General features: G+C 43.8%; 24 protein-coding genes and 1 pseudogene. 15 read left to right on the forward strand and 10 right to left on the reverse strand.

Annotated elements, in window-relative coordinates:
- Positions 1 to 115: 115 nt before the first annotated feature.
- The 4 genes from atpB to P5674_RS03160 form a co-directional block, all read right to left on the reverse strand.
- On the reverse strand, positions 116 to 871 hold the full coding sequence (atpB, locus tag P5674_RS03145) for a F0F1 ATP synthase subunit A (protein ID WP_006618459.1): 756 nt from the start codon (positions 869 to 871) through the stop codon (positions 116 to 118).
- Between the two features lie 58 nt (positions 872 to 929).
- The gene (locus tag P5674_RS03150; RefSeq protein WP_043468012.1) at positions 930 to 1,340 is read right to left on the reverse strand and encodes an ATP synthase subunit I; all 411 of its coding nucleotides are present in this window, start codon (positions 1,338 to 1,340) and stop codon (positions 930 to 932) included.
- Positions 1,341 to 1,485: 145 nt separating this feature from the next.
- On the reverse strand, positions 1,486 to 3,291 hold the full coding sequence (gene proS, locus P5674_RS03155) for a proline--tRNA ligase (RefSeq protein WP_014274377.1): 1,806 nt from the start codon (positions 3,289 to 3,291) through the stop codon (positions 1,486 to 1,488).
- A 109-nt stretch (positions 3,292 to 3,400) separates the two neighbouring features.
- A complete protein-coding gene (locus P5674_RS03160; protein WP_315669790.1) occupies positions 3,401 to 5,056 on the reverse strand; it encodes a phospholipase D-like domain-containing protein in 1,656 nt (551 codons plus the stop codon).
- A 161-nt stretch (positions 5,057 to 5,217) separates the two neighbouring features.
- Here P5674_RS03160 and P5674_RS03165 point away from each other — a divergent pair, with 161 nt between their 5' ends.
- Both P5674_RS03165 and P5674_RS03170 read left to right on the forward strand, forming a co-directional pair.
- Complete coding sequence (locus P5674_RS03165; RefSeq protein ID WP_006617891.1) at positions 5,218 to 5,622, forward strand: DUF7682 family zinc-binding protein; 405 nt, start codon at positions 5,218 to 5,220, stop codon at positions 5,620 to 5,622.
- 73 nt (positions 5,623 to 5,695) lie between these two features.
- Positions 5,696 to 6,865, forward strand: a complete 1,170-nt coding sequence (locus tag P5674_RS03170) for a cysteine desulfurase family protein (protein ID WP_006617890.1) — start codon at positions 5,696 to 5,698, stop codon at positions 6,863 to 6,865.
- A 182-nt stretch (positions 6,866 to 7,047) separates the two neighbouring features.
- On the opposite strand, the gene P5674_RS03175 is transcribed toward P5674_RS03170, so the two are convergent.
- Positions 7,048 to 8,187: a histidinol-phosphate transaminase gene (locus tag P5674_RS03175; RefSeq protein ID WP_006617889.1), complete on the reverse strand. Its 1,140-nt coding sequence runs from the start codon at positions 8,185 to 8,187 to the stop codon at positions 7,048 to 7,050.
- A gap of 144 nt (positions 8,188 to 8,331) precedes the next feature.
- A complete protein-coding gene (locus tag P5674_RS03180) occupies positions 8,332 to 10,029 on the reverse strand; it encodes an NAD+ synthase (RefSeq protein WP_006617888.1) in 1,698 nt (565 codons plus the stop codon).
- Positions 10,030 to 10,387: 358 nt separating this feature from the next.
- On the opposite strand from P5674_RS03180, the gene P5674_RS03185 reads away from it, so the two are divergent.
- From P5674_RS03185 to P5674_RS26535, 13 genes are all read left to right on the forward strand, one after another.
- Positions 10,388 to 13,114 carry an NACHT domain-containing protein gene (locus tag P5674_RS03185; RefSeq protein WP_315669791.1) on the forward strand — a complete coding sequence of 909 codons (2,727 nt, stop codon included), beginning with the start codon at positions 10,388 to 10,390 and terminating at the stop codon, positions 13,112 to 13,114.
- 69 nt (positions 13,115 to 13,183) lie between these two features.
- Positions 13,184 to 13,432, forward strand: coding sequence for a type II toxin-antitoxin system VapB15 family antitoxin (gene vap15, locus P5674_RS03190; RefSeq protein WP_006617886.1), 249 nt, complete (start codon positions 13,184 to 13,186; stop codon positions 13,430 to 13,432).
- A 143-nt stretch (positions 13,433 to 13,575) separates the two neighbouring features.
- Positions 13,576 to 13,845, forward strand: a complete 270-nt coding sequence (locus P5674_RS03195; RefSeq protein WP_006616065.1) for a hypothetical protein — start codon at positions 13,576 to 13,578, stop codon at positions 13,843 to 13,845.
- Complete coding sequence (locus tag P5674_RS03200) at positions 13,842 to 14,270, forward strand: PIN domain-containing protein (RefSeq protein ID WP_315669792.1); 429 nt, start codon at positions 13,842 to 13,844, stop codon at positions 14,268 to 14,270. Before P5674_RS03195 ends, P5674_RS03200 begins: the two co-directional genes overlap by 4 nt.
- An 88-nt stretch (positions 14,271 to 14,358) precedes the next feature.
- Positions 14,359 to 14,805, forward strand: coding sequence for a DUF433 domain-containing protein (locus P5674_RS03205; protein ID WP_014274383.1), 447 nt, complete (start codon positions 14,359 to 14,361; stop codon positions 14,803 to 14,805).
- 140 nt (positions 14,806 to 14,945) lie between these two features.
- Positions 14,946 to 15,146, forward strand: coding sequence for a hypothetical protein (locus P5674_RS03210; RefSeq protein WP_006616062.1), 201 nt, complete (start codon positions 14,946 to 14,948; stop codon positions 15,144 to 15,146).
- 40 nt (positions 15,147 to 15,186) lie between these two features.
- Positions 15,187 to 15,396, forward strand: coding sequence for a hypothetical protein (locus P5674_RS03215; RefSeq protein ID WP_006616061.1), 210 nt, complete (start codon positions 15,187 to 15,189; stop codon positions 15,394 to 15,396).
- 154 nt (positions 15,397 to 15,550) lie between these two features.
- A complete protein-coding gene (locus tag P5674_RS03220; protein ID WP_006617885.1) occupies positions 15,551 to 16,006 on the forward strand; it encodes a hypothetical protein in 456 nt (151 codons plus the stop codon).
- Positions 15,996 to 16,385, forward strand: a complete 390-nt coding sequence (locus tag P5674_RS03225; protein ID WP_006617884.1) for a type II toxin-antitoxin system VapC family toxin — start codon at positions 15,996 to 15,998, stop codon at positions 16,383 to 16,385. The genes P5674_RS03220 and P5674_RS03225 overlap by 11 nt, the downstream gene beginning before the upstream one ends.
- 142 nt (positions 16,386 to 16,527) lie before the next feature.
- Positions 16,528 to 16,797, forward strand: a complete 270-nt coding sequence (locus tag P5674_RS03230; RefSeq protein WP_006617883.1) for a hypothetical protein — start codon at positions 16,528 to 16,530, stop codon at positions 16,795 to 16,797.
- 66 nt (positions 16,798 to 16,863) lie between these two features.
- Positions 16,864 to 17,061 (forward strand): hypothetical protein, encoded by a 198-nt coding sequence (locus P5674_RS03235; RefSeq protein ID WP_006617882.1) that lies wholly within the window; start codon positions 16,864 to 16,866, stop codon positions 17,059 to 17,061.
- A complete protein-coding gene (locus P5674_RS03240) occupies positions 17,058 to 17,465 on the forward strand; it encodes a type II toxin-antitoxin system VapC family toxin (protein ID WP_006617881.1) in 408 nt (135 codons plus the stop codon). The genes P5674_RS03235 and P5674_RS03240 overlap by 4 nt, the downstream gene beginning before the upstream one ends.
- Positions 17,466 to 17,648: 183 nt before the next feature.
- The gene (locus tag P5674_RS26535; protein WP_410223212.1) at positions 17,649 to 17,738 is read left to right on the forward strand and encodes a hypothetical protein; all 90 of its coding nucleotides are present in this window, start codon (positions 17,649 to 17,651) and stop codon (positions 17,736 to 17,738) included.
- Positions 17,739 to 17,746: 8 nt separating this feature from the next.
- On the opposite strand, the gene P5674_RS03250 is transcribed toward P5674_RS26535, so the two are convergent.
- From P5674_RS03250 to P5674_RS03265, 4 genes and pseudogenes are all read right to left on the reverse strand, one after another.
- Positions 17,747 to 17,953, reverse strand: coding sequence for a hypothetical protein (locus tag P5674_RS03250; protein ID WP_006617880.1), 207 nt, complete (start codon positions 17,951 to 17,953; stop codon positions 17,747 to 17,749).
- Between the two features lie 124 nt (positions 17,954 to 18,077).
- Positions 18,078 to 19,250, reverse strand: a complete 1,173-nt coding sequence (locus tag P5674_RS03255) for a reverse transcriptase domain-containing protein (protein WP_315642671.1) — start codon at positions 19,248 to 19,250, stop codon at positions 18,078 to 18,080.
- Positions 19,240 to 19,470, reverse strand: coding sequence for a reverse transcriptase domain-containing protein (locus tag P5674_RS03260; RefSeq protein WP_014274255.1), 231 nt, complete (start codon positions 19,468 to 19,470; stop codon positions 19,240 to 19,242). The genes P5674_RS03255 and P5674_RS03260 overlap by 11 nt, the downstream gene beginning before the upstream one ends.
- Positions 19,430 to 19,603 (reverse strand): annotated as a pseudogene (locus P5674_RS03265) (reverse transcriptase N-terminal domain-containing protein); the annotation flags it as partial. The pseudogene P5674_RS03265 and the gene P5674_RS03260, both read right to left, overlap by 41 nt.

The raw sequence follows: 19,603 nt of genomic DNA on the forward strand, positions 1-19,603 counted from the left end.
TTGACCTCAATAAAAAAAGTTGACGAGTGAAATTAAGGGTTGGATTTTTAGCCCCCAAACAATCTTATCAGTTTGTTGGCATTTTAACTGAACAAATTGCTCAAATCAAATCAAGCTACTCGTGATGTTCTTCGCCGTGTCCTTCCATGGCTTCAGCGATGTAGTTAGCGGCTAGAGTCGCAAAAATCAGGGCTTGAATTGAACCGAGAAATAGACCCAAAACCATCATCGGGATGGGCACAAATAGCGGCACTAACAGTACCAGAACACCGACTACCAACTCATCTGCCACAACATTACCAAATAAACGGAAACTGAGGGACAGAGGTTTAGTAAAATCTTCGAGAATGTTGATCGGTAATAAGATGGGTGTCGGCTGAATATATTTCAGCAGATATCCCAAACCTCGGCGGCTAAACCCTGCATAAAAGTAAGCCAGGGATGTTAGCAGTGCTAAGGCTACCGTGGTGTTAATGTCATTAGTTGGGGCTGCTAATTCACTGTTAGGGATTTCAAATACCCTCCAGGGAACTAATGCGCCAGACCAGTTAGACACAAGGATGAACAAGAATAATGTACCAACAAAAGGTACCCACGGACGATATTCTTTTTCCCCTATCTGATTTTTCACCAGATCGCGAATAAATTCTAGGGCATACTCCATAAAGTTCTGTATACCGCTGGGAATTGTCTGAATATTTCGCGTTGCCGAAATTGATAGTAGCAGGAGTACGCCAATCACGAACCAGGAGGTCATAAATACCTGTCCATGGATTCGCAGATTACCGATATTCCAGTAAAAGTGTTTGCCAACTTCCAATTCCGCAAAGGGAAGTGAACCAAAGGCGTTTACAACATCAAACATTTGCATTTAGGAGAGTTCCCCTATAGGTCAAGGAGTGGAGAATAATTACAAGAGTATTTTTACGTCATGGGTTGGGCCTAACCAATAGTCGTAACGTATAGACTAGCAGGGCGGCTTTATAGGTGAGAAACCCCAGAAAAATCGGTAAGATTTTGAGTTGATTCAATTGAGTAGCCACAATTATCAAGGCTGCGAACACAGCTAAACGATTTTTGCTTGGGGATAATTTTTGTGTCCCAATTCGTTCCACATCTTTCCCCAGCATTCTCAAGTAGACCACACTCAACAGGGCTCCCAAGAGGTAATTTAGGGCAATTATCCAGGGATAGAACCAATAAACGACCAGGAAGATTACTACTGCCAGCACAATAGTAGTTAGCAACAACTCCCGTTGAAGCTGATAATACTCTCCCATGGAGGAGTCTGGCTCCTGGACTGGAGACCCCATCTCTACGATATCCCCGGCATCAGACATAAGTTACAGCGATATGATCGGCACGTTTACCCACGGCGTGAACTCCACGAAGCTCTCTAGTGAAGCTTTGTAAGCCAACACAAATAATATCACGGAACGGAAACAATACTTAAAATAAAATTAATTGTTCCCTGAGTACAGAAATTTACAGAGATTGGCTAATTTTTTGTTGAAGTAGGGAAACTACTTGTTCTATGGGGACTTCGGAGGATTCATGGTCAGCTCGTTGTACTAACTCAACTTTACCGGATTTGATGGCTCTGCCTGTGACTATGCGATAGGGAATCCCCACTAGGTCAGCATCTTTGAATTTAACCCCGGCTCTTTCGTTGCGGTCATCTAGTAGGGTTTCGACTCCGGCTTGGTTAAGTTGGCTGTAGAGTTGTTGAGCGATCGCCATTTGTTGATTATCGCTGACATTAGGAACTGTAATGATGGCGTGATAGGGAGCGATCGCCACTGGCCAGATAATACCGTCTTTGTCATAGGATTGTTCTACCGCCGCCTGAGCCAAACGAGACACTCCCACCCCATAGCATCCCATAACCAGGGGTAAATCCTCACCTGTTTCGCTGGTATAGGTAGCTCCCATAGCTTGAGAGTATTTTGTACCGAGTTGGAATATATGACCGACTTCAATTCCCCTAGCGCTTTCCAAGGTTTGGCTAGGGTCATGGATACTGCGATCGCCTTTTTTAGCCTTCCGCAAATCAGCGACCAAATCGGGTAGTTGAAATTCCCCTCCCCAATTAGCACCAACGACGTGATAACCGGACTGATTAGAACCTGTGACAAAGTTCTGCAACTCTACGGCTGTCTGATCAACCAATCGCAGGAATTTCGGGGCTATTTGCTTATTATCGCTGATAATGTAGTCATCATCGAGTGAGGGGGCGATATATCCCAGGGGTAAAGGTTTACTCGCCCATTTTTCTTGTGTTTCTGAGTCGGGAACTGTGAGGGATAATAAGGCTTTCCCACCATAGCGACTAGCAGCATTAGTGAGTTGATTGTGCAACTTCACCTCATTGACATCCTGATCACCGCGAATACTAACCAGGACTAAAACGGTGATGCCGTTATCATAGACTGCTTGATATAGCACATTTTTGACCACTTGGGTAGGGGAACATTTGAGAAACTCACAGAGGGTGGCGATCGTTGCAGTGTTAGGGGTTTCTAGTTTTTCGTAGGTAGTAAAACCGGAGGCTACCGCATCTGGGGGTAAAGATACAGCCTTTTCGACATTGGCGGCATATTTTCCGTCAGGGGTGTATAGTACCTCATCTTCCCCAGCATCAGCTAAAACCATAAACTCCTGGGAACCGGACCCACCAATAGCCCCAGAATCAGCTTCTACGGCACAGAAATCTAACCCACAGCGTCGCAATATATTACGATAGGCGCGATCCATGTCTTGATAGGTTTGTTTCAGGCTTTCTTCGCTGGTGTGGAATGAGTAGCCATCTTTCATAATAAACTCGCGGCCACGCATTAAGCCAAATCGGGGGCGGATCTCGTCTCTAAATTTAGTTTGGATCTGATATAAATGTAGGGGCAGTTGTTGGTAAGAGCGGATCATGTCCCTGGCTACGGCGGTAATGACCTCTTCATGGGTGGGTCCGAGAGCGAGAGAGCGATCGCGTCTGTCTTTGAGGGAAAACATGATACCTTCTGCTTTCGTGTAGGTATCCCAGCGCCCTGACTCTTTCCATAGTTCGGAGGGTTGAACCTGGGGAAGTAGACATTCCTGCGCCCCGGTGGCGTTCATTTCTTCTCTCACAATTTGGGATACTTTCTGTAGCACCCGCCACATTAGGGGTAAATAGGCGTAAACTCCGCTACCGATACGACGGATATAGCCAGCGCGGAGGAGAAGTTTATGGCTAGGGATTTCTGCCTCTGTCGGGTCTTCCCGCAGGGTGACAAAGAGCATTTGGGAAAGTCGCATCGGTTTGGTTTCCAGAGATTAAGCAACTTACCATTATAGCAGATATATTTATCCCATGTCAAGCATATTCTGAGTAATTCCCCAGGGAGATGATGCCGGGGTAGTGATTTTACCAGGTTACCAGATTTTCCCATCTTTCGATAGTTTTAGGTCCAATACCAGAAACACGGGTAACATCATCTAAACTGGTAAAAGGCTGCTGACTGCGTGCTTCTATAATACGCTGCGCCAAAGCGGGACCGATACCGGGAAGGCTTTCTAATTCCGGCTGAGATGCGGTATTGATGTTAATAATTTCTCCTGATGGATGAAAGGGTGTTTCAATGACACCGCCACAGTTTTGTTTTTCCCGTTCAATTCTACTTAAAAGCCAACCAGGAACCCCCAAAGTTGACTGTTGATATAAGCGCTCAAATTCCCGTTGAAAATGAGCGTTAACGGTGGGATTATTAACGACTAATAAGGTCTCATCATTGGAGTGATTAGCGGCTCGACTCCAGTTATGGGAACCGGTAATGACGATTTGATCATCAATGACGGCAAATTTATGATGAAGGCGATCGCCTTCAGCCAAATTCGGAACTCCCACCGTAGAAATAGGTTGTGACCAAGGGTTATTTCCGGGTTGATATCGACAATTATTAGGCAAAGCAATTCCCATCATATCCAAGGCTTCGCTATAGTAACGGTAAGCAAAACCAACCTCAATTAATCCTCGGATTTCAACTCCCCTTTGATGAACTGTTTTTAAGGTGTCTGACAATTCCTGAGCCGAGAACACAAATAAAGCAAAATTTATGTCATTCCTAGCTCGTTGTAAGGTTTGAGCAATCAAGCCATTAACGCTATTTTCCCAAGGTTGAGTCGCAGAAATGGGGGCAAACTGAACGGTAACAGTTCCTTGACCGACGGAGACTTGTTTAACTCCCCGCTGAGGTTTATTAATCCCAAACAGACTATCATTTTCTCCTCCCGGTCCATCTCCCCACATAGTTTCAAATTCCCGGGTAAAAATCGCGGCTAACTCACGGCTATTGATAGACAACAAATTATTAGGATTACCCCGGCTTTCGGCGGAGTAAAAATCTCCGTGAATATCACTGGTAGTAAAATTCGCAGAGGTGACAATAACTGTATTTTGGTCAACTATGACAAACTTATGGTGCATTAAACCGCTACCCTTCGACCCATCCTCGGTATCATCGATTAAGGGAACATTAGCATTAGCCAGCATAACCAGAGCATCTCTTTGGTTAATTTCTTCAGGTTCAAGGCGACCATTTTGGTTTAAATCCGCCAAGTGCATAAATTCCTGATAACGACCTTTTTCTCTGTCAGAAAAAGCGGCAATTTCGGCGGGGGTAAAATCACTAAAGGGGCGACTATATTCATTTTCAATAATGACGCGCACCCGGACTCCTTTTTGATGTTGATTAACTAAGGCTTGAGCGATTTTGGGTAAACGTAATTCCTGAATGGCGACATCTACACTTTGGGAAGCACTGTTAATAGCATCGACTATAATTTGTTCAAGGTCATCACCGAGTCGAGTTTTGGGGCGATAGGGTTCAGTATAGACGGAAGCCTGGGAATGATTAAAGTAAACCCGGATCTGTGGATCTTGAGGTAAGGGCTCAATTAAGGGTTGGACGGAAGCACTATTGTTAGACCTGATGCTATGGGAATTGCAAGCACAGGAGTTGAGTATAAATACCAGACTAGCGCCAAGCCAAAATAAGCGGGTGACATGAAGCAAACGCACCATTGATAGTTAATTGGATAGGTAATTGAGAGTTACCGAATTTTTTAGCACTTTTCTGTGGTTGTTGGGGGGAGATTAAATTAGTTTAACAAGTTGAGACTCGGAAAGTCGCTCTGGTACAATAGTCCAGGGGCTAGGGTTAGTTGTAACCCTCATACTATGCTATGCCAAAGAGAAAAAAGACCTTTCCGTGTGGCCATAAGGGTTATGGCCGTGTTTGTCATCGCTGTGAACAAGTCAAAATAGCCGAGGAACAAGAATATCGGGAGTTAGAAGACAGAAAGAATAAGAAACTGGAGTGGGAGGCTTCATTTGCTGAGGATATTATTGATTTACGGGGATTACCGGACTATGTTGTAATTAGGGCGAGGACTATTATTGATGGACTGACGAGCAACAAAAATTATCGGGAGTTTGGTGGGAAGCGGTTGCGCCATAATCGTTTTGTGATCAGCATTCCTGTAACTCGTAACTATAGGATGTTATGCCAGGATAGTGGCAGTTTTCTGATTCCTCAAAAAGTCCTATCCCATGAGGACTATAACGTTTGTAAACCGGGTAAATTATGACGGGTGTAGGTTTAATGAAGGTTTTTGGTGTGTCTGAGTTCCCTAGTTTGATGATCACTTTGGGGTTAGACTAATGCAAATTTATTTAGATTATAGTGCAACTACTCCGACTTGTGCAGAGGCGATCGCTGCTATGCAAGGGGTATTGACGGAAAGTTGGGGTAATCCTTCTAGCTTGCATGAATGGGGTCAGAGGTCGGCGACGGTTGTGGAAATGGCTAGAACCCAGGTGGCACATTTAATTAATGCGCCGCCTGATGGGATAGTTTTCACTTCTGGGGGAACGGAAGCGGATAATTTGGCTATATTTGGGGTGGTGGGTAAATATGATCAGCCTCAACATCTGATTATTTCTAGTGTGGAACATTCGGCGATCGCTGAAACGGTAGGAATATTAGAAAAACGGGGGTGGTCGGTGACTCGTTTACCTGTCGATCGCCAAGGTAGCATTCATCCCCTGGATTTAAAAACGGCTTTACAACCGAATACGGTTTTGGTGTCGGTGATTTATGGTCAGAGTGAGGTGGGAACTTTACAGCCCATAGAAACTTTGGGGGAAATAGCCCGCTACCATGGGGTTTTGTTCCATACTGATGCGGTCCAGGTGGCGGGAAGATTGCCTATTGATGTGGAAAAGTTACCTGTGGATATGCTATCGCTATCTAGCCATAAAATTTATGGTCCGCAAGGTGTGGGGGCTTTGTATGTGCGTCCGGGGGTGGATTTGATGCCACTTATGGGCGGCGGCGGTCAGGAGTTTAAATTGCGATCGGGAACTCAGGCGGTCCCGGCTATTGCTGGGTTTGGGGTGGCGGCGGAATTAGCGGCGCAGGAACTTTTATGGGAAACTCCCCGATTGATTAAATTGCGCGATCGCTTGTTTGATTTGCTGGCGGATATCCCCTATTTAGTACCTACAGGCGATCGCACCCGCCGACTACCCCACCATGTTAGTTTCTGTGTGGTTCCCCCGGCTGGGGTGACTGGAATTACAGGGAAAACTCTAGTCCGACATCTGAATTTGGCGGGAATTGGTATTAGCGCGGGTTCTGCTTGTCATAGTGGTAAACTTAGCCCTAGTCCGGTTTTGCTGGCTATGGGATATAGCGATCGCGAGGGTTTGGGGGGTATTCGTCTAACTTTGGGACGACAAACTACTGAGGCTGATATTGAGTGGACGGCGATCGCCCTTAAACAAATTTTAGATCGTCTGATTTCTAAGCCTCTAGCGATCGCTTTTTAATTAATTGTAGGGGCGGGTTGTGCGGTCAACTCACCTCCCGAGGAGGATATTAATAAACCCGCCCTCTCCTCCGGGTTGTGCGGTCAACTCACCTCCCGAGGAGGATATTAATAAACCCGCCCTCTCCTCCGGGTTGTGCGCCTCCCCAGGAGGGGCTAGGATAATTAATTGCGTGGGGGCGTTTAGTAATTGTCGGTTAAGGAAAATAAGCGATCGCCTGTGCGTTGATTTTCGGCTGGGGTTCCTATGGTAATTCTCAGACCACCCCCTGTATGGCGAATTAAAGAACCCTGAGATTTGAGAGCCTGTACTATTTGATTTAATCGCTGATCAGAATTATTAGACTTGAGACGACCATAGATAAAATTACCATGACTCGGCCAAACTTTTAACAGAGGATGATTAGCCAACCGCGCCAAGAGGCGATCGCGTTCCCTAATAATTTCCGGGATGACCTGTTGTAATTCTTCCCGGTGAGTTAAGGCTAACAAAGCAGCTTCTTGGGAGAAACTAGGGAGGTTGTAGGGAAGGCGCACCTTTTCTAAGATAGTAGTCAATTCCGGGGAAGTTATAGCATAGCCAACCCGCAAAGAAGCCAAACGAAAAGCCTTAGAAAAAGTCCGTAAAATCACCCAATTAGGATGTTGGGTAATTTCTCCGGCTACTGTGGTTTGGCTAAATTCAAAATAAGCCTCATCAATGACTACTAAAATATGTTCGGGAAGACTCCGCAACCAGTCTAATTCTGCCTCGGTTAAAGCATTAGCTGTGGGGGAGTTGGGATGCACCACAAACACCACTTTAATGGGGGGGTTTTGCTGGTCGGTAATAGCCTGTTTGGCGGCGATTAAATCTATTTCAAAATTCGCCTCGGACCGATTAACTGTGACTACCCGAACCCCTAAAGTTTGGGCGAGAATAGCATACATGGAAAATGTAGGGTTGGCTACTAAAATCGACCCGGAACCATTTAAGCAGGTGGCAATTAACAGAGAACGGAGCAACTCATCAGAACCGTTCCCTACAGACACATAATCAGCCGTTATCGGGGTGGAAACCTCAGAAATGGCAGAATTAACATAATTAGCGATCGCCTTTTTAACGGGCTCGTGGCTGCCGTCTGGATAACGATTGGTTTGAATATCCCGTTGATAGATACTCGCCAATTTCTGTTTCAACTCCCCTGGTAGGTCATAGGGGGACTCGTTAGTATCGAGGCGATCTAAAATTAGATCAGACTTAACCGCACTACCAGAGTCTCCCCCTGGGTGGGGGGTGTAGGCTTGAAATTGATTCAGATCTTCGCGAATAAATGGCAACATATATATAGAGTGATTTGAGAAACTATTACTCAACCCAAGCAACTAGAGGTTTAATCAATGGTTGAAAAACAGATTTTGATGCTGGTGGTTGACTTTGTAGAGGACTGAGTTTGTGAAACTATTGGGAAGGCAAATTATCCATTCCTAGATATCTTTCCCCCTAGCAATAGGCATCCGCCAACCTGTGCCAAAGGCGCGATCGCTAATTTTCAACCCAGGGGGTGCTTGGCGGCGTTTAAATTCCGCGCCCATGACTAATTTTACTATACGTTCGACAGTTTGGCAATCATGTCCGGCTTCAATAATTGTGGGGACAGATTCGTGTCTTTCGATAAGTCGATAAAGAATATCATCTAAGATATGATAGGGTGGCAGAGAATCACTATCAAATTGACCGGGTTTTAATTCGGCGCTGGCGGGTTTAATCAGGACATTATTAGGGATAATTTCTCGACCTCGGCTTTCATTTAACCATTTACAAATTGAGTAAACACGGGTTTTCGGCACATCTGCAATGACCGCTAAACCACCATTCATGTCACCATAAAGGGTACAGTATCCAACGGCGATTTCTGACTTGTTACCTGTGGAGAGTAACAGATGACCGAATTTGTTGGAAATTGCCATTAATAAAGTGCCCCTAATTCGGGATTGCATATTTTCTTCAGCAATGCCAAATTGAGTTCCGGCGAACAAATTATATAGGGTGCTGTCGAAGGCATTCATAACGGACTCAATGGGCAGTGTTTGGGTAGAAATTCCCAGGTTTTTGGCTAAATCCAAAGCATCTTCAATGGAATGTTCGGAACTGTAGGGAGATGGCATCAAAACCCCCAAGACTTGCTGACTTCCTAGGGCTTCGGTAGCAATAGCTGCCACCAGGGAAGAATCAATCCCCCCACTCAACCCAATTACCACCTTAGAAAAACCACATTTTCGGGTGTAGTCTTTCACGCCCAAAACCAAAGCCTGCCAAATCTCGTCATCTGAATCGAGTAATTGTGTATCCTCAATATTGGCAGAATCACCGACAAAAGTAGAGGTGTTAAAATCCCATTCAATTATTTGTAAATCGGTCTGAAAAGCGGCTAAACTTTTAACTACATCTCCTGAGCCATTAATCACTAAGCTACAGCCATCAAAAATGAGGTCATCATTAGCGCCAACCTGATTATTATAAATAATGGGAATTCCGTAGCGGCGGGCGCTGTGACTTAGCATGGCTTTTCGTAATTTTTGTTTACCGGCGCGATAGGGGGAACCGGACAAATTTACTACCCAATCAACATGGCGATCGCTTAAATCTTTCATGGGGTCGCAGCTATAGTTACGCTGTGCCCAAAACTTCTCATCATTCCACAAATCCTCGCAAATACTCACCCCAATTTTTACTATCTCCTCTGACCGAGGTTTTTTGAGTGTGAAAAAATCACTGGTTGGGGCGGGTTCAAAATAGCGATGTTCATCAAAGACATCATAGGTGGGGAGTAAACGTTTATGGAACATCTGTTTAATCTCACCACCCATTAATAATGCTGCTGTATTAAAGAGGGGTTTACCACCCAATTGGCTGGCGGTATGATTCGGGGAAACTGTCCCGACTAAAACGGCTAATTCTACGGGGAGTTGTTGGGCGAGTTTTTCGAGTTGTTGTTGGGCGGCATTAATAAAACTGGGGCGGATTAATAGGTCTCGTGGGGGATAGCCAATTAGGGCTAATTCGGGGGTGAGGAGTAAACTAGCATCCTCGTTAATAGCCCACTGGGCTGCTTCCAGAATTAGTTGAGCATTACCTGTTAAATCACCGACAGTGGGGTTAATTTGAGCGATCGCAATTTTCATAACTTCACTACTACCATTTAGGATTGTGGATAAAGATTACCAGATATGAATTGTTAATTTCCCTAATCTTGGCATCTGGTGGTTAGGTAATCTGAAATAACTCAAATCATGGTTATGTTTCCTGAACTGAAATATCCCCCTTAAATCTTAGTAGCCAGGGTCAGGTTGACTAAGTATGGCAAAATCGGGTTTTGGTCAATATTTCTGCTGAGTTTAAATCAATTTCTCAGGATTGACTATTGCCAGTCACCATGGTATCATAAATATGAGAAACCTTGGGGAGACTATCACCTAGGGGGTGGCGATCGCCAGGATTCATGAACGGACAAAAACCCTCATTTGAATCATCATAGTAGGAATGGCTGTAGCGCGTAATAACATCCTCAAACTCGCCATTGGTGGCGGCTGCGTCCTGGGTAGCTTGGCATTTCCCCCCCTCGTGGCGGCAGAAGGAATGGTCTGGGGTCCCATCTTAGCAACGGCGTTAGGGAATGTGGCGGCGGGGAATACGGCTAATGCGATCGATGCGCTACTTGACGCAGGAGAGGGGGGAGTCTCCCTAGAAAATCATGACTTAACCAAAGCGGTGGGAAAAGCGATCGCCGCCGTCATTACCCTCGCCGCCAAACAACAGCGCGGCCAAACCCGCCAATATTTAGAAAAAATCGCCGCCCAAGCCAAGGATAACTGGCTGCACATCGCTCAACAAGAACTCACCCAGCAACGTTACCCGGAACTGCGAGAAGCTAAACTCGACCAATTTCTCACCCCGGCAGAATACCAACTCACCCAACAAGGCAACCTCACCGCTACAGAATGGGGGGATATTTTCATCCGCCTCAACATGAAAGCCTGTAAAGGGGGTGGGTTTCCCATTCCCGCACAGGTGCGTCAACAAGTCGCCGAATTACTGCATACCACCTTCCCCAAAGCCTTGCGAGAAACCCTCAAGGAAGACTTTGCCAATGATGGGAAAGCATGGGCTGGGTTAACCTTGCAGTTACTCACGGGAATGCAGGCACAACTGAGTCAACTGCAAGCGAGTCAAGGGGGGATGAAGGCTGAGGAGTTCAGTCAAATCCTGCAACAATTCCAGGAATTAGAAACTCAGTTACGGGGAACTGTCGCCCAGCAGCAGGCATTTTTTAACCAGATTTCCCACCGTATTGATTCCGGTTTTGCCGAAGTTTGTCACCAGTTGGGGGTGATGGAAACCACTATCACCGGATTGTTACAAAGCCTAGAGGAACGCCTAGAGGAGTTGCGCCAAGAAGTGACGGAATTTCGTCAAGAGGTGCGGCAGGGGTTCGAGTCGCTGCACAATCAACCGGGGGGGCGACAGTTATCTAAACAGGAGTATCGCCAACGTCAAAGTGTATTGACTCAGATGCGAACCGAGGTAGAAAGCCGTTTAACCCAGTCTATCCACCGGGCGGCGATCGTGAATTTGGGCAAAGAACAACAACCCCAGCAGGTGCAACGTCCTTGGGATATGTCGGTGAAGGTGGGGGAACAGCGCAGCGTTCAGTTACCCCCCCAGACGACGATTCTGGATGTGTTTGATAATCCCACAATTTCCGGCAAGTTCCTGATTTTGGGCAAACCGGGGGGCGGAAAAACCACGACGTTATTAGAGTTAGCGGAAGCCTTGATTGAGCGGGCAGAAGGGGATACCGATGCCCCGATTCCGGTGATTTTGGAGCTTTCGACTTGGCAGGAGGTGACAAAACGTGAGTTTCCCAAAGTCTGGGAACAGAAAAAATATGACCCTTCGATTAAGGAGTGGGTTCTGTCTCAGCTTATGAGTAAGGGGGTGAGTCAGGAAATCGGGGAACAGTGGCTTCGGGATAAGGAGTTAGTGCTGTTGTTGGATGGGTTGGATGAATTGCAACCGGAACGTCAGGCAAAGTGTGTCCGAGCAATTAATCAGTTTTTAGGCGGTGAGTTTTCGCCGTTGCATTTGGTGGTGTGCAGTCGCAAGGAGGAATATGAAGACTATGAGGAGATTTTGCAGTTAAATGGGGCGATTTGCTTGGAGGATTTAACGAACGAGCAAATTCGGGGTTATTTTGCCTCGGTCAATTTAGGGGAATTTTGGGAGAGTATCAAGGGTTCGGAGAAAATTATCGATTTCATTCGTCAGCCGTTGTTTTTGGCGGTTACGAGTATTGCTTATCAGCAGATTGATGTTGAGGAGTGGCGGAATTGTAATACTGAAGAGAGGGCGATCGATTATTTGCTGGGTGTTTATCGAGTGGCGATGCTGAGTAAAAACCAAAAAAGTAAATGCTGCAAATCCAGTAACTCAACAGAATACTTGTCTACACAGCCTAGATTGGTCAAAATTGCCCAATTTATGAAAATAAAACAATTAGAATCATTTAATTGCTCAGAAACAAATTTATTTTTTATAAAATCTAATCTTCAAAAGACAATAATTAATGGCATTGCATTAGTGCCAATTTTTGTATTATTTTCGATTATTTTTTGGGGTTTAAACCAAGTTATAAAGTCACATGAAAGTACAATTTTACTTGTGGTATTGTCATTGAACTCATTTAACGTTGTTGTAACTTGGGTTATTGGGGTTGCTTATTTTTTTGTAAATCGTAAATTCAGAAACAGGATATCAAATCAATGGTTAGGCAATATACCTCGACAGTTTGACCTGATTAAAGTATCGATGGATGTATTATGGCAAGAAGTAGATGTAAATAGGGTTTTGAAATCTTATCTGAGGTTTTTATGTTTCTTCTTAGTCTTATTGGTTTCATCAGTTGTCTCACAAATATTTTTAACTATAAGCATAATTATAAGTATATTAATTATTCCTAAAAAAATGCTTATTTTGTTGACAATTCCGTCAACATTTATTACGATTTTGGGGTTAGAATTTTATAACTTTTTTCGCCGCTTGATGCTACGTCTCATCCTAGGATTTACTGGCATTATGCCCTGGAATATTACCCGCTTCCTCGACTACTGTACAGATCGCCTCATCCTGCAAAGAGTCGGCAACCGCTACCGCTTCATCCATCGCCTGGTGCAAGAACACTTCGCCAACTTGGAAATCGAGAAAGAGTAAAGCGTATCGAAGAAAATCCTTTCTTAACACCCAGTCAAAATATTACTGTATTATCAACCCCATAAAACCATGAACCAAACTCAATATCAACTTTCCCTAAGTTTTGAACAAGTTTTGAGCCTAGTCAAACAACTGCCAGAGGCTGACAAATTAAAACTCAGTGAAGCGTTATCCAAAGAATTGCTAGATAGCAAACTGACTCATCTTCTCGAAATTTTCAAGACTGATGAAATCTCTTTAGAAGAAATTACCCAAGAAGTTGAAGCCGTGAGGACAGAAATTCATGACCAGCAAACCGCCCATTTTTGTGCATTCTAATCCAGCTACATAGAAACCCAGTTTCTGGAAAATTGACTATAATAGTAGTCACCCCCTTAGCCCCTCCTCAACTTAAATCAGTTTAAGGATGAGTTGGCGTAAATTAAGTACAATTAGAAATCAATCACTAATCGGAAAGACTCATGCTGAACATACAACTAGACCCCGAAACCGAAGCCCGTTTAGTGGAAATTTTAGCCAAGGAAAAAACGACCAGCGATGAATTGATTAAACGCTTGGTTCAAGAACGCTGGTTGAGTTTACAACCCCGCAAGACTATTGTCGAAAGACGTGGGGGACATCCTGAACATCTGTTAGAAGATGCGCCGCCTGATTTGTCCGAAAGGGCTAATCGCAAAAAGGCGATCGCTGACTATTTGAAAAAGAAACATCCTCAATACGATTTGCCATGACCTACTATCCTGTAATTCTGGTAGATAGTGGAATTCTAGTCGCTTACTACAGTTCCAAAGACCGCTATCATCAACAGGTACGAGTCTTCTTTGAAAGATGTACCAGTAACCTAGTGACTACTGTTGGCTGTGCTACTGAGGTGATGTGGCTATTAGGTTCAGATTGGCGTACCCAAAATGAGTTTCTTCATGATATGGCGACAAAACTTTATGAATGTATCCCACTGCTGCCTGAAGATTTTTCCCGCATTGCTGAACTGAATCAGCAATATGCAGATTTGCCCGGAGATTTTGCGGATTTGTCTCTAATTGTTATTTCAGAACGGCTGAATATTCCAGCTATTGCGACTTTAGATAGTGATTTTGATGTGTATCGGCGTTATCGAAACCAGGCTTTTGAACGGGCATTTATCCCTGAATCATGAAGCAATTTTTATTTACGGTTATCGATGATTTTCAGGAGTTAGTGATAAAAACTCAAATCAATGCTTGAGTAATGACGGCAGCACCAGGATGGAAGTTTCAAGAGGATTTGTTGTTTGCATTAAAAAAACCAGCTTCTTGGCATTGGGCTACAATAGTATCAACCCTTACCCCGTCCTCAACATGACATTCACCACAGATAATCCTGTAACTTGGCAATACCTAGACATTGATGCTCAAAATCAGGCAAAAATTGCCAATAGTCGCGTTTCAGTTTCCCAACTGATTCAAGAAAAACACGCCCACGGGTGGAGTCCAGAAGAACTGCACTTTCAACACCCAGAAATCCCACTTGCTGCCATTTATTCTGCCCTCAGTTATTACTACACCTATCAACCCCAGATTGATGCTCAAATTGCTCAAGAACAGGAAGAAATTCAGAACCTGCAAGCTGATTTAATTACAATGGGAGTCGGTCATCATACTGCCGATTTTAAACAAAGGCTTCAGCAAAAACGGCAGCAGCAGCAAGGATGAAAATGGCAATCTCTTACTATTTCGATGCTCCAGTCCATCGAGCGATTAAAATTGGTTTACAACTGAGAGGGGTTGATGTTATGACCGCTCAATAAGACAATAATAGTAGTGCTATTGATGAAATAATTTTGAGTCGTTCTGTGCAACTCAAGCGTCCTCTTGTAACCACAGATCACGATTTTTTAGTTTTAGCTAAAAATTGTGTTGCTCAAGGTGAAGCGTTTACAGGGATTTTCTTTTTAAGTCCTAAAGTTTCCATTGGTTATGCGATAGAAGAGTTAGAGGTTTACGCCAAAATTGGAGAATTAGAAGATTTCGCCAATCAAGTAATTTTTGTTTGATGTTGAACTGCTGCCGCTTTATCCATGATGAGGAAAAGCCATGAACTTTGTTGTTTGCATCAAAAATACAGACTGTGCGGCTTCCCTAGAAGTCCGCAAGATTTATCAAGTCTTACCCGACTCAAAAGCTAATCTTCATCAAATGATTCGGATAATTGATGAATCAGGGGAAGATTATCTCTACCCCCACGACTATTTTATGCCCATTGAACTATCCCCTCCTCTGCAACAAGTTCTGGAAATGTCTTAGATTTAGTGGAATCAAAGAAACCGGGTTTCTGTCAAGGTTTCTGTATCCTAACCGAGATATCCATAGAAACCCCGTTTCTCGGCATTTAGCTACAATGGGATGATTTAGCGTAAATCCGGTAGAATTAGAAATCAATCACTAATCAGAAAGGCTCATGCTGAACATACAACTAGACCCCGAAACCGAAGCCCGTTTAGTGGAAATTTTAGCCAAGGAAAAAACGACCAGCGATGAATTGATTAAACGCTTGGTTCAAGAACGCTGGTTGAGTTTACAACCCCGCAAGACTATTGTCGAAAGACGTGGGGGACATCCTGAACATCTGTTAGAAGATGCGCCGCCTGATTTGTCCGAAAGGGCTAATCGCAAAAAGGCGATGTCTAATTACGAAGAAATTCTGCATCAAGCTCAAACTTTAACCTCAGATGAGCAAAAACTTCTGTTAAAAGATCTAGCCACCCTAGTTTCTCAGGGTGAACCCTCTCAAGAGGCGCAAAACACTACTGAATCACCCCGACTGAACTTGAATCGATGGCGTGGTTTTTTACCCAAGCGTGTCGATGCTCTGAAATTTCAATTAAAACTTCGACAAGAATGGGATGCCGAATAAATACCTTCTGGATACTAATATCCTGATTTATTATTTTAATAATCAGCCTGAAGTTCAGGATGTATTTGAGGAAATTGACATCCGACAAGCAGAGGGATTTTACTGTCCAATTACTTGGATTGAATTGCTTTGTTACCCTGGTCTAACCGAAGAACAAGCCAATGAAATGCGAGAATTTTTAAGGCTAATTAACTGCGTATCATTGACCGAAGCCGTTTTAGATACTGCGGCGATAATTAGACGAACTTATCGCTTAAAACTGGCTGATGGTGTCATTGCCGCTTGTGCTTTAGTCACCGGATGTATTTTGGTAACTCGCAACGTTGATGATTTTAAGCGCATTGACGGGTTAAGTTTATGGAATCCATTTGATAATTGATGTCGTCAATAAACCTGGTTTCTGGAAATTTGGCTATAATAGTAGTCACCCCCCCTTAGCGACTCCTCAACTTAAATCGGTTTAAGGATGAGTTGGCGTAAATCAGGTACAATTAGACATCAATCCAAAATCAGAGGGATTCATGCTGAACATACAACTAGACCCCGAAACCGAAGCCCGTTTAGTGGAAATTTTAGCCAAGGAAAAAACGACCAGCGATGAATTGATTAAACGCTTGGTTCAAGAACGCTGGTTAAGTTTACAACCCCGCCAGACTATTGTCGAAAGACGTGGAGGACATCCTGAACATCTGTTAGAAGATGCACCGCCTGATTTGTCCGAAAGGGCTAATCGCAAAAAGGCGATCGCTCATTATTTGCAAAAGAAATATCCTCAATATGATTTGCCATGACCTATTATCCTGTAATTATTGGATATAAACGGCTGAAATTAGCAGTAAACATTGAAGGATAAAATCATGCCCATTATTAAAATTTCTAAGCAGTATTTAATTGACCAAAATGAGGAATTTATTACCGTAGATGTGCCTGCTTCAGTGGTAGCCCTCTGGCAACGGGATTATGCCAAGGTTGCCCAAGCCAAGGGATTGCTAAAAGATAAGCGAGACAAAATCCGGGCGCATCTCGACACAATTCGTCAGGAGTGGGAGCGATGAAGTATCTCTACGACACCAACATATTTATTGACTACTTGGCTGACGAAGCAGCAATCTTGCCATTTTTCTCAGAATCATTTATCAGACAAAATGAGGTGATTATTTCCTGCATTGTGCGAATTGAGTTGCTGAGTTTCCCAGAATTATCCAATGAGGAAGAAGCGGTCATTACTGATTTGTTGATGCAGTTTGAACAAGTCCCCCTACTGCCCCAAATTGAAGATCGCACCATTCAATTACGGCGACATAACCGCCTCAAACTTCCCGATGCCCTGATTGCGGCAACTGCATTGCACTGCTCTGCTTGTGTGATGACTAGAAATGTGGATGACTTCAAGCGCGTACCTGAGTTAACATTATGTAATCCCTTTGAAGGGGTGAAGGAGGGTAATGATACAGATTAACCATTCCCCACCCAAGCTGCCAAATCATTTGTAACGGCTAATGGGCGAAGAAAAAATTTTGTTTAACGGCAGTTTACTAATACTTAGCTTATGAAAATTACAGCAATTATTCATCCAGCAGAAGAAGGTGGCTATTGGGCATAAGTTCCAGCACTTCCGGGTTGTATTACCGAGGGAGATACTATAGAAGAGGTTCGGCAAAATTTACAAGATGCTGTTCAGGGGTGGCTCACTGTTGCGAATAATAGCCTAAACAAAATAGAGCCAACATAGTCATCGGCTCAAATATCTTGTAAAATTTCTGGCGTTAAGCCTCGTTGTTGTGCTTTGTCTGAAATTTCTGCCATCACCTCAGTTAAACGCTTGTCGTATAAGTTTCCTCGTAAAAATAACTCAACAATATGACTTAACTGTTTCTGGATTTCCGGGTTAGCCTGTTCAAATGCCACCTTAATCTCTTCATCAACTTGAAGAATAATACTAGCCATAGTTTTCTTGTCCATTGTCAAGTTAGGATTAGGGGTCGAGATAGACCTCACGGTCTACCCCTCCCATTCAAAACCGTACTTGAGACTTTCACCTCATACGGCTCCTAGTCTGACCGTCTCCTTGTTAAGAGTACAGCATCATCTCTTCATCAAGAGCTGTCTTATCATCGCGGGTGTGGCGATGTAATAGTTGAAGATTCTTGTATTCATCCTTTCCGCCATGGCTTCTAGGTACAATGTGGTCTACTTCAATTAAATCTGATGGGGTAAAGAATTGCCCACACCAGGTACATCTACCTTTTTGTTTCTTGAGTAGTTTTGCTACCCTAATTGGCGTATCGATTGCTTGTCCTCTCCTGGTTGCCCAGTAAGTCCAATTTCCGTCATAAAGTGTTGCGTCAGGGCGTATCAGGGTATGTCTGACAATCGGAGTCCAATTATGTTTCCATAGTTGGTATCCATCTTTAGTCTGGAACAACCAAGATTCATGTCTTTCTTTCCCATTGCTAAGTTTAATCGTTCCATGTCTGAAATAATTACTTAGCTTTTCGTAGTTCACCCCTTTGCATCTTGATGCTGTCCATGCCCGTAACATTTGCCAGATTATATTGTCTAGTTTAGTGAAGGTCTCTGCTGAGACTACCGCTGAATAATAGTTTGACCATCCCCGAATAATCGGGTTTAGTTTACTAATCAGGGTTGATTGAGGTGTTGTTCTATATTGTTTTATTACACCTTTAATCACTTCTGTGTGGGCTTTGATTGCTTTATTACTGGGTTTGATGTGGGTTTTGTGGCCGATTAATCGGCTTGCTGCTCCACCAGTTTTTCCAGATTTATATTTTCCTACCAGATATTGCCTGATATTGAATCCTAGAAAATCGAACCCTGGATTCTCTGTCTTACCGTCATACTCAATAGTTTTGAGTGTGTGACAGATTCGAGTCTTTTCAGGTTTTATTTCTAGTCCTACAGGTTTTAGCCATTCAGAAATAGCAGTCTTGCACTGTTCAATGATTCCTAGGTCTTTGGAGATGACCACAAAATCATCGGCATATCTTATAAGGTTCACCTGAGTGGTTGTTCCTTTATTAGGATATATTTCTTTAACTAGCCTTTCTATTCCCAACAGTGCGATGTTGGCGAGTATTGGACTTATTACCCCTCCTTGGGGTGTCCCTGTTTCTGTATCCTCGAATACACCGTTATCTAGCACTCCCGCTTTGAGCCATTGTTTCAGGTCTCTTTTTAGGCGGCTTGGACAATGAATTTTGGACAGTAGGTATTCATGGTTCACGGTAAGAGCATTTTGCTATATCCGCGTCAAGAACATAGTACTGTCCTTGATTTATGGCAGTATAAATTCTGCTAATTGCGTCATGGGCTGACCGTCCTGGACGGAACCCATAGCTTGTGCCTTCAAATCTCGATTCCCATTCAGGTTCGAGAGCCGATTTAACCAAGGCTTGCCTTGCTCTATCTTGGATTGTGGGTATTCCTATTCCAGCTTTTTTCATCCCTACCAGGTTTTGGAATCCAAACCCGTCGCAGTGGTTTTGCTTTGAGGTTTCCCTTAATGTTCTTAACAAGCTCAAACCTTTGTCTTGAAGAGATTGCTCTTACTCCATCAACTCCGGCTGTTTTCTTGCG

The sequence above is a fragment of the Limnospira sp. PMC 289.06 genome, from assembly GCF_032350395.1.
Lineage (GTDB): Bacteria > Cyanobacteriota > Cyanobacteriia > Cyanobacteriales > Microcoleaceae > Limnospira > Limnospira platensis.

What these genes read in the sequence shown, in the direction of transcription:
- atpB (WP_006618459.1), bottom strand. Translation starts at nt 871, where the DNA reads ATGCAAATGTTTGATGTTGTAAACGCCTTTGGTTCACTTCCCTTTGCG.
- P5674_RS03150 (WP_043468012.1), bottom strand. Translation starts at nt 1,340, where the DNA reads ATGTCTGATGCCGGGGATATCGTAGAGATGGGGTCTCCAGTCCAGGAG.
- proS (WP_014274377.1), bottom strand. Translation starts at nt 3,291, where the DNA reads ATGCGACTTTCCCAAATGCTCTTTGTCACCCTGCGGGAAGACCCGACA.
- P5674_RS03160 (WP_315669790.1), bottom strand. Translation starts at nt 5,056, where the DNA reads ATGGTGCGTTTGCTTCATGTCACCCGCTTATTTTGGCTTGGCGCTAGT.
- P5674_RS03165 (WP_006617891.1), top strand. Translation starts at nt 5,218, where the DNA reads ATGCCAAAGAGAAAAAAGACCTTTCCGTGTGGCCATAAGGGTTATGGC.
- P5674_RS03170 (WP_006617890.1), top strand. Translation starts at nt 5,696, where the DNA reads ATGCAAATTTATTTAGATTATAGTGCAACTACTCCGACTTGTGCAGAG.
- P5674_RS03175 (WP_006617889.1), bottom strand. Translation starts at nt 8,187, where the DNA reads ATGTTGCCATTTATTCGCGAAGATCTGAATCAATTTCAAGCCTACACC.
- P5674_RS03180 (WP_006617888.1), bottom strand. Translation starts at nt 10,029, where the DNA reads ATGAAAATTGCGATCGCTCAAATTAACCCCACTGTCGGTGATTTAACA.
- P5674_RS03185 (WP_315669791.1), top strand. Translation starts at nt 10,388, where the DNA reads ATGGCTGTAGCGCGTAATAACATCCTCAAACTCGCCATTGGTGGCGGC.
- vap15 (WP_006617886.1), top strand. Translation starts at nt 13,184, where the DNA reads ATGAACCAAACTCAATATCAACTTTCCCTAAGTTTTGAACAAGTTTTG.
- P5674_RS03195 (WP_006616065.1), top strand. Translation starts at nt 13,576, where the DNA reads ATGCTGAACATACAACTAGACCCCGAAACCGAAGCCCGTTTAGTGGAA.
- P5674_RS03200 (WP_315669792.1), top strand. Translation starts at nt 13,842, where the DNA reads ATGACCTACTATCCTGTAATTCTGGTAGATAGTGGAATTCTAGTCGCT.
- P5674_RS03205 (WP_014274383.1), top strand. Translation starts at nt 14,359, where the DNA reads ATGGAAGTTTCAAGAGGATTTGTTGTTTGCATTAAAAAAACCAGCTTC.
- P5674_RS03215 (WP_006616061.1), top strand. Translation starts at nt 15,187, where the DNA reads ATGAACTTTGTTGTTTGCATCAAAAATACAGACTGTGCGGCTTCCCTA.
- P5674_RS03220 (WP_006617885.1), top strand. Translation starts at nt 15,551, where the DNA reads ATGCTGAACATACAACTAGACCCCGAAACCGAAGCCCGTTTAGTGGAA.
- P5674_RS03225 (WP_006617884.1), top strand. Translation starts at nt 15,996, where the DNA reads ATGCCGAATAAATACCTTCTGGATACTAATATCCTGATTTATTATTTT.
- P5674_RS03230 (WP_006617883.1), top strand. Translation starts at nt 16,528, where the DNA reads ATGCTGAACATACAACTAGACCCCGAAACCGAAGCCCGTTTAGTGGAA.
- P5674_RS03235 (WP_006617882.1), top strand. Translation starts at nt 16,864, where the DNA reads ATGCCCATTATTAAAATTTCTAAGCAGTATTTAATTGACCAAAATGAG.
- P5674_RS03240 (WP_006617881.1), top strand. Translation starts at nt 17,058, where the DNA reads ATGAAGTATCTCTACGACACCAACATATTTATTGACTACTTGGCTGAC.
- P5674_RS03250 (WP_006617880.1), bottom strand. Translation starts at nt 17,953, where the DNA reads ATGGCTAGTATTATTCTTCAAGTTGATGAAGAGATTAAGGTGGCATTT.
- P5674_RS03260 (WP_014274255.1), bottom strand. Translation starts at nt 19,470, where the DNA reads ATGAAAAAAGCTGGAATAGGAATACCCACAATCCAAGATAGAGCAAGG.